10 protein-coding genes and 2 tRNA genes are annotated in these 12,802 nt (G+C 40.9%); 5 read left to right on the forward strand and 7 right to left on the reverse strand.

Translation table 11 applies throughout. The annotated features are described in order from the left end of the window. Positions 1-40 precede the first annotated feature (40 nt). The 4 genes from K9E37_RS03455 to K9E37_RS03470 all read right to left on the reverse strand — a co-directional run bounded on the left by K9E37_RS03455 (position 41) and on the right by K9E37_RS03470 (position 3,656). Entirely contained in the window at positions 41-667 is a 627-nt protein-coding gene (locus K9E37_RS03455) for a LytR C-terminal domain-containing protein (protein ID WP_004110176.1), read from the reverse strand. Positions 668-796: 129 nt separating this feature from the next. After that, positions 797-1,693 carry a 16S rRNA (adenine(1518)-N(6)/adenine(1519)-N(6))-dimethyltransferase RsmA gene (gene rsmA, locus K9E37_RS03460; RefSeq protein ID WP_248893598.1) on the reverse strand — a complete coding sequence of 299 codons (897 nt, stop codon included), beginning with the start codon at positions 1,691-1,693 and terminating at the stop codon, positions 797-799. Positions 1,694-1,748: 55 nt separating this feature from the next. Next, positions 1,749-3,131, reverse strand: a complete 1,383-nt coding sequence (locus K9E37_RS03465; protein ID WP_076002520.1) for an aggregation-promoting factor C-terminal-like domain-containing protein — start codon at positions 3,129-3,131, stop codon at positions 1,749-1,751. Positions 3,132-3,579: 448 nt separating this feature from the next. Beyond that, a tRNA-Thr gene (locus K9E37_RS03470) sits at positions 3,580-3,656 on the reverse strand. 164 nt (positions 3,657-3,820) lie between these two features. On the opposite strand from K9E37_RS03470, the gene K9E37_RS03475 reads away from it, so the two are divergent. Together K9E37_RS03475 and K9E37_RS03480 are read left to right on the forward strand one after the other, a co-directional pair. After that, a complete protein-coding gene (locus K9E37_RS03475) occupies positions 3,821-5,662 on the forward strand; it encodes a serine/threonine-protein kinase (RefSeq protein WP_103013754.1) in 1,842 nt (613 codons plus the stop codon). 132 nt (positions 5,663-5,794) lie between these two features. After that, positions 5,795-6,766, forward strand: coding sequence for a DsbA family protein (locus K9E37_RS03480; RefSeq protein WP_004110161.1), 972 nt, complete (start codon positions 5,795-5,797; stop codon positions 6,764-6,766). A gap of 95 nt (positions 6,767-6,861) precedes the next feature. Here the strand turns inward: K9E37_RS03480 and K9E37_RS03485 are convergent, their stop codons facing one another. Continuing rightward, a complete protein-coding gene (locus tag K9E37_RS03485; protein ID WP_103013756.1) occupies positions 6,862-7,821 on the reverse strand; it encodes a DsbA family protein in 960 nt (319 codons plus the stop codon). Positions 7,822-8,061: 240 nt separating this feature from the next. On the opposite strand from K9E37_RS03485, the gene K9E37_RS03490 reads away from it, so the two are divergent. Continuing rightward, the gene (locus K9E37_RS03490; RefSeq protein WP_004110155.1) at positions 8,062-9,189 is read left to right on the forward strand and encodes an ABC transporter ATP-binding protein; all 1,128 of its coding nucleotides are present in this window, start codon (positions 8,062-8,064) and stop codon (positions 9,187-9,189) included. A gap of 249 nt (positions 9,190-9,438) precedes the next feature. Then, positions 9,439-10,854, forward strand: a complete 1,416-nt coding sequence (locus K9E37_RS03495) for a DUF4032 domain-containing protein (protein ID WP_004110152.1) — start codon at positions 9,439-9,441, stop codon at positions 10,852-10,854. 153 nt (positions 10,855-11,007) lie between these two features. Here the strand turns inward: K9E37_RS03495 and K9E37_RS03500 are convergent. Continuing rightward, a tRNA-Lys gene (locus K9E37_RS03500) sits at positions 11,008-11,080 on the reverse strand. 71 nt (positions 11,081-11,151) lie between these two features. Continuing rightward, positions 11,152-11,412, reverse strand: a complete 261-nt coding sequence (locus K9E37_RS03505) for a glutaredoxin domain-containing protein (RefSeq protein WP_004110149.1) — start codon at positions 11,410-11,412, stop codon at positions 11,152-11,154. A gap of 188 nt (positions 11,413-11,600) precedes the next feature. Here K9E37_RS03505 and ftsY point away from each other — a divergent pair, with 188 nt between their 5' ends. After that, positions 11,601-12,782: a signal recognition particle-docking protein FtsY gene (ftsY, locus tag K9E37_RS03510; RefSeq protein ID WP_102155559.1), complete on the forward strand. Its 1,182-nt coding sequence runs from the start codon at positions 11,601-11,603 to the stop codon at positions 12,780-12,782. The last annotated feature ends 20 nt before the right edge of the window (positions 12,783-12,802 follow it).

The following is a 12,802-nucleotide window of genomic DNA, read 5'->3' on the forward strand; positions in this document are numbered from 1 at the left end:
TAAAGAGTAGCAGTATAAAATATTTTACTGCTACTCTTTTTTATTTAACTTCCTTATGCTGATCTGCCTTAGGAATGTTTTTCATAAGATCAGCTCTTATACATCCTTGCACTTCATGTATTGTTGCGCCTGCTGCTGGAACATCTACTTTAGGGCGAAGATTATTAAAAGTAGAGCCAAGCACAATATCGACGAGCTTATCTTTTCTATCATCCATTCGCATAATTGCATCGGTAAAATTAGCGTTTACTGTATAAGCTTCATTAATAGCGTTTTTTCCAAAGTAAATGATTGTTCGTTTAATGTTACTGGATTTGTTATTGTTAACTTCTGTTAAGTTAAATCCGCGAGCGTTTAAAGCTTCGCCAACCGCGCGAGCAAGACCGCGGAACTTTGTGCCGTTGAGAACTCTGATTGCTACAGCTCTATTATCTACGTAAGGGGCTTTGGCTCCTTCTTTTCCTATTATTGCGCATGGAGCTGGAACGCCGTAATTTGGGTTATCTTTTGGAGCACGCACAGAATTTATGCCAAAAGCGTGGAATTGCACAAGTAAAGCAAATATAAAAGTGACGCCCAAGCCTACGCCCACTGTAGTGAGTACAGATCTTTTTCTTTGATACATGAAAGCTTTACGAGCAATACGTTCGTCGTATTCTTGCGTCATGTTCACTTCCGATCTGTGGTTTGTAACTTTGTTAGCAGCAAGTTTACACAAGCTGCAGAATATACGTAATATTTCATTGCGTAATATTTTATTTTGCATATTTATTCAACGAATAAATATGCGTTTTATTTATAATTTACAATCTTTGCATGCGCGATATAAAGCAATAAATTCATCGCAAGTAAGCGTCTCGCCGCGTCTAGTTGGGTCAATTCCAGAATTTTTATATGCTTCTTCTGGAACTTGATTTTTAAGAGCTGCGTGCAATGTCTTACGTCGTTGCTGGAAGGCGGCATCAATGAAAGCGAATACTCCCTCACGTTCATTATTGTCACCTTTGCCTGTGCAATTGCGAGTAAAAGAAACTAATGCTGAATCAACGTTTGGCGATGGCCAAAATACATTACGACCGATAAGCCCTGCGCGTTGGGCTTTGCCGTACCACGCCAACTTAACACTTGGTGTGCCATATACTTTATTCCCAGGTTGTGCGCATAAACGATCTGCTACCTCTTTTTGAACCATAACTAGAAAATTCTGTAAGTTACTAAATTTTTCTAGCAAAGTAAGAATAATAGGCGTCGCAACATTGTATGGCAGGTTTGCAACAAGAGTAAATTGTTTAGCCTGCGTAATCTGTGGAACATCATCGGCATTTACTGCCAAAGCGTCTTTTAGAATGACGTTAAATTTTCGCATTGATTGAGGCATAAATTCTTCTACAGTATGCGGCAATCGTCGAGCTAGCGGAGGGTCTATTTCTACTGCAGTAAGCTGTGCTCCTGTTTGCAATATTGCAAGAGTAAGAGAACCAAGACCAGGCCCTACTTCCATAACGATATCGCCAGATTTAACTTCAGCTGCCGCTACTATTTTTCGCACTGTACCAGGATCAATAACGAAATTTTGACCAAACTTTTTGGTAGGAGTAATGCCTTCCTCGGCAGCAATACGTCTAATATCTGCTGCACCTAAAAGCTGACCTTCATTTTCAATGCTGATTTCTGTCAAAGTTTTACCGTCCAAATTTCGTAACAATTAATCCGTTGCGCCAAAGTGCGTTAAAACACGCTGCTGCCTTTTAATACCAGCCAATTTCGCGCGAATGCTTTACTGCTCCACTAGGTGTTTTATATTTGCTCTTAATGTAACTTAGACCCCAGCTAATTTGTATTGCGGCATCTTCATGCCAATTCGCTCCTGCGCTGCTCATTTTATTTGCAGGAAGAGCTTGAGGAATGCCATAAGCGTGTGAGCTAGGATTTTCTGCGTTCCATCTCCATCCAGATTCCCTATTCCATAACCATAAAAGATCTTCCCATTCTTTACCGGTCCAACCCATTTGCGCAGCTGCGCCCTGAGCGAATAGTTTAGCTTGTTCTGGAGTAGCATGTACAAGGCTATCGGGATTAGAGCTTGGAGCGGGTGCAGGTGGATTAGCTGCAGGTGCGGGAGCTGCAGATGCGGTTTGTTGTTGAGTTTGCTGTTGGCTGTTTTTCTTCTCCTGTTTTGCAGGCTGCTCAGTATTCTGCTTTTTGGGTTGAGCGTTTGTTTGTTGTTTGGATTGTTTTGACTTTTGCGTATTTGTATTATTTTTGTGAATTGGTGCAGGAGCAGCCTTACCTACAGCAATAACTTGATTAACTGCAGGCTTTACCAAATTTTGCGAAACTAAAGTTGCGCTTTCTGCTTTGCCATCTACGTATGTAACGTTATAAACATCTTCGCGCTCACCATTCACGCCAACTTGTTGTACAACGCGAGAATTCGCTGGAAGTTTAGGATCTACTACAGTTTGTGTGGCAAAAGGTAATGAAACTGTACGACTTTCTTTGCCATGAGTAACTCGAGAAACACGTAAAACAGTATTTCCATCATCTTCTTCTACGCTTACGCGATCTTCCTTGCCGAGCACTATACCTTGAGAATCAAGAATTGCGCTCGCAGGTAAGTCTCCATTTTGCACAATGCGTGTTTTCCTGTCAGCGATAACGCTAATTGGACCTTTTTTATTAATTGATAAGCCGCAAGTGAGTTTATCGTAAATATTTTGCAAATTTACTGTAATTCGTGAAGCGTTCTTAGCATTAGCTTTAAAAAAGCCGATTAATTGATCGACACTAGTTGCAACAGTCCAGAACGGTATAGTTACTCCATCTACAGTGATAGAAGTTTGATAAGCACTGCGAACTGTTACAGTAGAATGATTTGTGAGAATATCTCCAGAAGAAGAAATAATTTGATCGTGAGTTTTTACTGGCACGTGTTGTTCTTCCAATAAACGTATTGGATTTGTTGAATAAGTGCTTACAATATGCGTTTTTCCATTTATAATCATTGCAACAGATTTTTTAGCTGTAAATATAAACAAGCTTGTTGCTGTGAGTGATATAGATAAAACGCAGGCGATTATTCTTGCACGACGCATCACTATTAATCGTCTAGGCGTCCATCGACGTGCCATACAATCACTCCCTTTGCAATAATGCTAACTTCTCTATTATACCTTCAGTATTGCATTCAAAATTGAGTGCAAAACAAAATAAAAGTGGGGGCGGGAGAGAAGGGGATATTCCCGCCCCCTATGAGGTGGAGCTGGTTGGGGGACGCTCCACTCTCACCTCGGAAACCCTGAGTTGGGGGAAGGTTCCCGAGTTCTTACTCGCGAAAAGTTTTGTTATAAAGATAATCATGCGCACAGATATAGATTTGTTATTTTCATAATACGCCATAATTTGGCACTGTATATGAAAAATAAAAATCTTTTCTATTTTTGAATAGTTAATTAGCCACTATCCCCTCTGCTTTAATCATTTCACGTCATTATATGTGATACGAAAGATAACAAAACTATAGTTCTGGAATATGTGAATGGAAAATAAGAAATACTCGCGAAACGAGTGGAATAAAAATGGAGCCTCCTGCCGGGATCGAACCGGCGACCTGCCGCTTACAAGGCGGCCGCTCTGGCCATCTGAGCTAAGGAGGCGAAGTTTCTCGTTAGCATGACGAATCATGCTAAGTAGAACAATTGATTAGTGTACCATATGCCACGTCATTACAAAATTACGGCGATGTTGAATATAGAAACGGCGTGTTTTTTGTTGTTTATATTTGCGTATTTGGCAATATAAGGCATTAACATAATGCAGTATGGAAGATACAAGCATGTTCGATTTGCAACCAGGGACTAATGTAGGCGGATACACGCTTATTTCTAGGCTTGGTGGCGGCGCAATGGGGTCAGTTTGGCGCGTTAATGACGATGGCGGCAATCAATATGCTATGAAAATATTACGTGCGTCTGTTCATGCAAAACAGAGTGAAGATGAAGATTCTGAGCAGGAACGCGCTCGAATACGTTTAAAACGTGAAGCTTTGGCTTTGCAGAGGATTCATCATCCAGGTGTTTGCGCGATAGTGGATATGGAATTAGATGCTTCAATCGCTTTTATTGTGACAGAGTTGATTGAAGGACATAATTTGCGCGAAGACGTGGATGAGAATGGACCTTATATTGCAGATGATTTGGAGCGTCTTGCGCATAAGCTTATTGAAGCTGTTAAAGCAGTTCATGAAGCCGGTATTGTTCATCGCGATATTAAACCAACTAATGTAATGATTTCTGCTACTGGACCTGTATTGGTAGATTTTGGGATTGCGATGGGCGAAGGTGAAAGCCATGTTACTCGCACGGGATTAGTGATGGGCACTCCTGGTTTTATTGCTCCAGAAATTATTGAAGGCGGAGATTCAGATGAACTTACAGATTGGTGGTCTGTTGCTGCTGTGCTTGCATTTGCGGCTACCGGTAAGCCTGTTTTTGGCACAAAGCCTATGATGGCGGTTTTGGAGCGTGCTGCCTCAGGCAATGCAGATTTAACTGGGTTACCTCCTAGAACAATGGCTGCTTTTCGTAAGGCTTTGAATCCGATTCGAGAGCAGCGTTGCATGCCATCTGATTTAGAAAATGCAATTAGTCAAGATGCTATGGATCCTTTAGCCTGGCCGGAGGCGAACCGCCCTTTTGACCGTAATGCCACTAACATAACTATGCGTAAAATGTGGTGTGAAACAAGTCGTGAAACAAAAGAAAAAACTGCTATACTAACAAATTCTCGTACCTGCGATGCAGCTGGTACAGCTGGCATAACAAATCTTAATTCTGATGGAGAAATGCCAACCGTAACTGTTCGTTCTACTACTGTTATGCCACATTCATTAGATAATAGTGAAGACGATAAAACATTTTGTGTGGATGAAAAAACACGAATTAATGCGTTAAACGATGTAGATTTTCAGAATATACAGGACGACAATTCAAACAATTCACGCATTGCACAATCTTCAAAACTTATTCGTTCTTCTGATAACACTTTTGATAATGGCAATATTGAAAATGAAGCAGGTGATTCTCTACACGTTAAAAGTGATGAAGTGTCTTCTGTTGATCCTGCTCTTAATAAACATGATTATGCGCGTAGAGGAACATGGATACTGCTGATTTGTATAATTCTTCATTTAGCCATTGCTTGCTTAAGCATTCTCGATTCTATTGGTTTTGCGATGGTTTTTATGTGGATTAGTGCAACATCCGGCTACAGTATTTCATCAAGCTTGCGAAGATGGCAACTTAACGATGGAATAATTCCTCGCCATGATTCTGTAGTGCTTATTGCAACTTTACCGTGGCATATTATTCGAGGATTTGTTTACATGCTTCCACGAGTTATAGCTATTGTTGTTTCTGGAGGTATTGGAGCTGTTATATATCCATTTTTCTGCGGTAATAATCCTGAATTACTTTCTATAGATGTTGGATCCTTGCGTATTCTTTTACCAACTTACTCACCTAATATTTTTTCAAGTACTGCAGTTGGATATGCTCTAGGATTTATTGTTGCATGGGTTGTTTTTGCTGCAGTTAAGTGGACTACAAAATTCCGTTTAGGATTAGGTGCGTTATTTTATTCTGGAAAATCATTTGAAAAATAAAAATAGTATGATACGTAATGTGTATTTTCCGTTGATGCCATCTACTAAACTGTGGTGAAGTTATTATTTCATTAGCAAGAATGCTGCTAGGAACGAGTCTTAGTGTGCGAAATAAATGGTTGAAGGATAACAATGCCTAAAATTCAGATGCGTGATAATAAGCAGGGAGATTCATCTGCTACTCGCCTACAAAGAACTATAGAAAATCGCGAACGTGCAGCGCGTGAGGCGCGTGAGCGTCGTCAGCAAGCAATTATCGGCGTTATTGTAGTAATTATTGTTGCGGCTATGTTGGCTGCTGTAGGCATTACTGCGTATCAGGCAGCTTACGTTCAGCCTCAGAAAAAAATAGAGCAATCTGCAAAATCTAATCATAATTTGGATAATATTGATCCAAGTATTCGTCCAAGCGGTGTTAATTCTAAGAATGGCATTCTTTTTAGCAAGGATGGGTACGGCAAGCAAGCTGCTGGTGCTCCTACAGTTGCCACTTATTTTGATCCTTTGTGCCCTGGTTGCGGATCCTTTAATCGTACTGTTGATGAAACTTTAATTAAAATGGTTGAAGCAGGTCAAATTAACCTAGAACTTCACCCAATGTCATTCTTGGATGGACTTTCTACTGACCATTACTCGACTCGTGTTTCTAGTGCTATTGCTTATATCGCTTCATATGATAACAATCCAAAGCATTTGCTTCAGTTTATCAATGGCATTTTTAACGAAAAATTCCAGCCGGAAGAAAGCGAGGGATATAAGCCTGTAAGCAATAAAGAGTTGATTAAACTGGCTAAGAAATCTGGAATTCCAAACGAAATTGCAAGTAAAGCTTTTAACCGCCAATATTTGAAGTGGCAGCTGCTAGTTAATAAATACACTCCTGATCGTAAGGAATTGTGGAATGTCAGCGGTCCAAATAAAGGATCTATGACAACGCCGACTGTAACTATTAACGATAAATTGCTTGATATGAATGCCATTAATGAGAAAAAAATGAAGGTGCTTGATGCTCTGCTTCATTGCATCGGCCTGGATAAAAAACAAGTTGGAGTTGCAGGTCAGATGCCTAAAGTGTCTGACACTAGTTCCCCTATTGCATTGTAAATAAGCTAAATTATAGAAATCTAAATTATTAAATAAAAACGGACGTTAAGTGTATTCTTAACGTCCGTTTTAGTATAGAGATTACTTAATTTTATTTATAATTCAAGCGGCTTACTCTTATACGTAACTTTCGGCATATGACCAGATTTGCCAACATATTTTTTATCGATTCCCAAAGACTTTAATATAGCTTCCAAAGGATCCATTTGCTTTTCAGAAGCTGCATTGAGATCTACTAGCTTACCGTTAATTGTTACTGTTGGAGTTGTCATAGCGCCTTTATTAGAGCCAGAAACATTCCATAAAGCTTTTTCTTCTGGAGTATTCTCATTAATAACTTCTTGCCACTTAACATAGTGTAAGTTAAATGCTTCATTCGCAATCTTATCTGCAACTCCAGCATCTTCAGCTAAATCAATAAGAGCTTTATTTGGTGTTGCTTGGTATCCGTCGCCTTCTTCCGGCTGGAATCTTTCGCTAAAAATACTATTGATGAACTTAAGCAAATGCTTTGGATCGTTGTCGTGCGAAGCGATATAGGCAATACCGCCTGAGACGCGATAAGAATATTGATCTGAGCTAAAACGATTTAAGAATGACATTGGGTGAAGTTCTAGGTTAATTTGACCTGCTTCAACCATTTTAATTAAAGTTTCATCAACAGTACGATTAAAGGATCCGCAACCAGGGCACAAAGGATCAAAATAAGTGGCAACTGTAGGAGCACCAGCAGCTTGCTTGCCGTACCCATCCTTGCTAAGAAGAATTCCGCCTTGTAAATTAGATGCTGGTGGGATGTCAGAAGAAGGCAATTTTTTAATCTCTTTGGTTATTTGGGAGTCTGCTGTATCCTCAGTTTGTGTATCTGGCTTATTGGTTGTTGGATTTTCAATTTTTACTTGTGGTTTATTGATTGAATTGTAATAAGTCATAAACCCAGCTCCTGCAGCGAATGCAAGAATAATTAGTGCTATTACGATGCCAATTAAGCTTTTACTATAAGGGGTATTTGATTTTTGCATTTCATTATTTGTTGTTTCTTGTTGTTGATCCATAGTTATTCTCCTTTTGTGCACCTTACTCGACACGCCGAGTTTATGCAAAATACTGATTTTTTACTGTTTTTCTAAGATAAACATGATATATTAAGGCATGGCTCAACGAAGAGAACCTTCAATGGACCAGGTAAGTAAACTGTGGACGATTGATACCCGCCGATGTAGGAATTGGGGTCATGAGTGCACACCCTTCACTACGGATCGTTCGGCACGTACCTGCCGATGAAAGGACATATCATGGCAGAAGTTGTATTTGATCATGTGACTCGTATATACCCGGGCAACGATAAGCCTTCGGTTGATGACTTGAACATGACTATTAAAGATGGTGAGTTCCTCGTACTCGTTGGTCCATCTGGTTGCGGTAAGTCAACTACTTTGCGTATGTTGGCAGGTCTTGAAGAGGTTAACAAAGGACGTATCCTCATCGGTGGTCAGGATGTTACTACAATGCAGCCAAAGGATCGCGATATTGCAATGGTCTTCCAGAATTATGCACTGTATCCGCATATGACAGTTGCTGATAACATGGGCTTTGCTTTGAAGATTGCTGGTGTTCCTAAGGAAGAAATCCGCAAGCGTGTTGAAAAAGCTGCAGAAGTGTTGGATTTGACAGAGTATTTGGATCGTAAGCCGAAGGCTTTGTCTGGTGGTCAGCGTCAGCGTGTTGCTATGGGTCGCGCAATTGTTCGTGAACCAAAAGTCTTCCTCATGGATGAGCCTCTTTCCAACCTCGACGCTAAGCTCCGCGTTCAGACTCGTACTCAGATTGCTGCTTTGCAGCGTCAGCTTGGTGTTACTACTCTGTACGTTACCCACGATCAGACCGAAGCTTTGACCATGGGCGATCGCATTGCAGTGATTAAGCTTGGCGTATTGCAGCAGGTTGGAGCTCCTACTGAGCTTTATGACCGCCCTGCAAATGTATTCGTTGCAGGCTTCATTGGTTCACCATCTATGAATATCAATCAGCATCCAGTTGTAAACGGTCGAGCTCAGATTGGTGAGGATTCTATACTTCTTCCAGCTGAGGCTGTTGACAAGCTCACTGCAGAAGATAACGGACAGATTATTGTTGGCTTCCGTCCAGAAGATGCAAGCTTGGCAACATCCGATGATCCAAATGCGTTCTCCTTGAAGGTAATGAACGTGGAAGATCTCGGTTCTGATGGCTATATCTATGGCAATATCATCACCGATGGTTCTCCTGAGGAAGCATCTACTATGATGTCTGATCAAAATAAGCTCACGACTATTCGCGTGAACCCACGTGCTCTTCCAAAGGTTGGCGACACCGTGAAGATCAAGATTGATCCATCTAAGATGCATCTGTTCGCACCTTCTACGGAGTTGCGTTTGAACTAAAACGTTGGTTTGCCTGCTTATATAAGCTAATGGGCAAACTTTTGGTATAAGGTATAGAGCGGGGTTCGCAATATGACGCGAACCCCGTTTTTGGCACAAAAAAGCAGCATAATAAGTGTACAATAATACATCATTACAATGCATCGCTTATTATATATAGTTGTTATCAATAATTCGTCGGTGGTTGAGCTGTGTTTATCTGGAATGCAGTGATATCGTTGGCATGAGCTTGATTGGTAAATAAACTTTATGGAATGGAATGACGCTCCTCAATTAGACCCGCGTGCTGTGCAAGCAACTTCGGTATCTGCACAGGACGAGAATGCGTCTTCTCAAGAGCCGCAGGCACTGAAGATTACTGCGGCTAGTTCAAATCCAAAAATGTTTACACTGCCTTGGGAATTACCACTTTCTCAATGGCCTGCTGATTTATTCGTGAATTTGCCGCGTGGTATTTCTCGCCACGTTGTGCGATTTGTTCACGTTGGCGATGAAGTGTATGCAATGAAGGAAATTACTCGTCAAGTTGCAGAACGTGAGTATGAGCTTTTGCGTAGGCTTCGTAAACTTGAGTTGCCTACAGTTACTCCTATAGCTGTTGTTGCAGGACGCCATGACGCTAATGGTGAAAAGCTTGAGGCAATGTTAGTTACGAAACATTTGAAGTTCTCACTACCATATCGTGCATTATTTGCTCGTACGTTGCGTCCGGATACTGCAGAGCGCCTTATCGATGCGCTTGCTGTTCTTATGGTGCGCTTGCATCTTTCTGGCTTCTATTGGGGCGATGTATCGCTTTCCAACGTGCTGTTTTTGCGAGATGCAGATGCTTTTTCTGCATTCCTAGTTGACGCAGAAACTGGTGATTTGCATGGAAGTTTAACAGAAGGTCAACGAGAATACGATATCGATTTAGCTCGGACCAACATTATTGGTGAGCTTATGGATTTGAGCTCCGGTCAGCTTTTACCGACAGAAGTAGATGAAATCAGTATAGGCAATCGTCTAGTAGATCGCTATCATTCGCTTTGGAGTACGCTTACTGACGTTGATAAGTTCAGTCCTGATGAGATGTGGCGAATTGAACGTCGTGTTAATCGTCTAAATGAGCTTGGTTTCGATGTTGATGAGTTGGAGATGAAGACTTCAGAAGATGGTCGAAGGGTTTTGGTTCGACCTCGAGTTGTGGATGCTGGCTATGCTTCCCGCAAGCTTCTTCGTCTTACTGGATTGGATGTTCAAGAGAATCAGGCTCGAAGGCTGCTAAACGATTTGGATGCATATCGCACTTCTACATGGCGTCAAGGTGAAGAGCTGGAAATCGTCGCAACTGATTGGATGCGTGAAATTTTCGAGCCAACAGTTCGTATGATACCTCCTGAATTCCGTTCGCAAATTGAACCAGCTCAGTTCTTCCATGAAGTGTTGGATCATCGTTGGTTTATGGCAGAAAAAGTTGGCCATGACGTTGCTATGCAAGATGCTGTGACAAGCTATATTAAAAATGTGCTTCCTCAGTACAAAATGGATAAGCATGTTCTTGCTGCTATTAATGCAGATGCTGATTCTGGCGTTGTGGATGATGAATACACGTATTCTTCTCCAGCACCTGTAGGTCACGATATAGATGAAGATGATCAAGATGCTAGTGTTTGGGCAAGTTGAGTATTGTGTTATATAAGTAATTAGCTAATTCTCAATAAGTACGGCATTGATTGCCGTCTTTGATTTTAAGTGAATTTTTCGTCGGGGAGCTTCAACTCCCCGTTTTTTTTTATTGCAGTTTACTCGCTTACCCTAAATTTGGGTATAAAAAAGTGCCCCCTGTGGGACTCGAACCCACAACCCAAGACTTAAAAGGACTCTGCTCTGCCAATTGAGCTAAAGGGGCAACAAATGCTAAGTATACTACATTCAATCGACGAAGTGAATATCGTGTTAACTTATGCGTGTTACATATATTTATTGCAGTATTCCGAGTGACTCAAGTTTTGCTTTTATTTGTGTTGCTGATGGCTCAACCATAAAAGTATTATCTGCAAAAGTAACAACTGGAATATGCTTTTGATTGCTAATTTCAATCGCTTTTTCTTCAGCACCCTCTTCTGTTTCAATATCGTGCCAAACGAATGCCACACCATACTGGATTAGCGCAGCTTTCGCACGTTTGCAATCTCCACACCAATCTGCACCGTATACATTTACGGTAGGCTGATCTGACATAAAATCCTCCTCAATGATTTTGTGAATTCAAATTTTGCGTAATAAATAGCTCGTGCTATTTATTACTACTTTTACTAGTGTAATAGATGCAGGTGTACCTAAGCATATTGACGTTGAAGTGTAACAAAGATGAGAAAAAATAGTGAAATATATTGCTAGTGTCCCTTGACTTTCATAGTCTTGATGTCATGAATATGGTTATGGATATGAACATGCTAATTTGGTTTGCGGCTGCGGCTGTTGTTATTGTCATCTTATTAGTAACAGTTGCAGTGATTTTGCGCATTCACAGCAATAGTCATGGACCAGTAATTCCTGAAAGCGTTGATAGTGCAATCGATACAAGCAAAACTAAAGCGCGTGGAACAAAAAAATCTGAAAAACAGATAGAAAGTAACGTCGCTGTTGTACCTAATGAAGAAGTAAAGTCTGAATTATTGCCAGAAAGTACTTCTTCGCGTATTAAACGTCTTCGCGAACGTTTGGCTCATAGTGCAAATCCATTTGGTCGTGCATTGTTTAATATCATAAGCAAGGACCATCTTTCGGAAGAAGATTGGGAAGATGTAGAAGATACTCTTCTTATGGCCGATGTTGGTTCTCGAGCTAGTGAAGAATTAGTAGAAGATCTACGCAAAGATGCACGCATTGCTGGTACCTCTAATTCAGAAGATGTGCATTCAGCATTGCGTACAAAACTATTGAAAATAGTAGATGAAGACGCTGATCGACGCTTAAATGTAGATAAATCAAATGCGCATCATCCTAGCGTTATTATGATGGTCGGCGTTAATGGCACCGGTAAAACCACTACTGCTGGTAAATTAGCGCGATTGTTTATTGCCAAAAAACGTTCAGTAATGTTTGCTGCAGCAGATACTTTTCGTGCGGCTGCAGCTGATCAACTTGAAACTTGGGCGTCTGCAGTAAGCGTGCCAGTTGTTCGTGCAAATAAAGATGGTGCTGATCCTGCTTCTGTTGCTTTTATTGCTGCGAATAAGGCAAAAGAAGAGCAAACTGATTTATTGATTGTAGATACTGCTGGTCGTTTGCAGAATAAAGCAAATTTAATGGAAGAGCTTGGCAAAATTCGTAGGGTTATAGAAAAAACTATGCCTGTTGATGAAGTATTGCTGGTATTGGATGCTACTACTGGTCAAAATGGCATGTCTCAAGCAAAAGTATTTGCTGAAGCTATTGGCATTACGGGCGTAGTCCTTACTAAGCTTGATGGTTCCGCTAAAGGTGGAATTGTTATAGCTGTACAGCGTGAACTTGGTGTACCGGTTAAGCTAGTAGGTCTTGGCGAAGGACCAGATGATTTAGTGCCGTTTGATGCTCAAAGCTTCGTAGACGGTTTGCTCGCTTAATGCTGAGCATTGATGTAGTT

Origin of the sequence: Gardnerella swidsinskii, from assembly GCF_023277705.1 — a bacterium.
In the GTDB taxonomy this organism is placed as follows: Bacteria; Actinomycetota; Actinomycetes; order Actinomycetales; family Bifidobacteriaceae; genus Bifidobacterium; species Bifidobacterium swidsinskii.

Excerpts from the sequence above, each read along its gene's own strand:
- K9E37_RS03475 (WP_103013754.1), top strand. The coding sequence starts at position 3,821 with ATGGAAGATACAAGCATGTTCGATTTGCAACCAGGGACTAATGTAGGC.
- K9E37_RS03495 (WP_004110152.1), top strand. The coding sequence starts at position 9,439 with ATGGAATGGAATGACGCTCCTCAATTAGACCCGCGTGCTGTGCAAGCA.
- K9E37_RS03505 (WP_004110149.1), bottom strand. The coding sequence starts at position 11,412 with ATGTCAGATCAGCCTACCGTAAATGTATACGGTGCAGATTGGTGTGGA.
- K9E37_RS03465 (WP_076002520.1), bottom strand. The coding sequence starts at position 3,131 with ATGGCACGTCGATGGACGCCTAGACGATTAATAGTGATGCGTCGTGCA.
- K9E37_RS03490 (WP_004110155.1), top strand. The coding sequence starts at position 8,062 with ATGGCAGAAGTTGTATTTGATCATGTGACTCGTATATACCCGGGCAAC.
- K9E37_RS03455 (WP_004110176.1), bottom strand. The coding sequence starts at position 667 with ATGACGCAAGAATACGACGAACGTATTGCTCGTAAAGCTTTCATGTAT.
- K9E37_RS03480 (WP_004110161.1), top strand. The coding sequence starts at position 5,795 with ATGCCTAAAATTCAGATGCGTGATAATAAGCAGGGAGATTCATCTGCT.
- ftsY (WP_102155559.1), top strand. The coding sequence starts at position 11,601 with ATGAATATGGTTATGGATATGAACATGCTAATTTGGTTTGCGGCTGCG.
- K9E37_RS03485 (WP_103013756.1), bottom strand. The coding sequence starts at position 7,821 with ATGGATCAACAACAAGAAACAACAAATAATGAAATGCAAAAATCAAAT.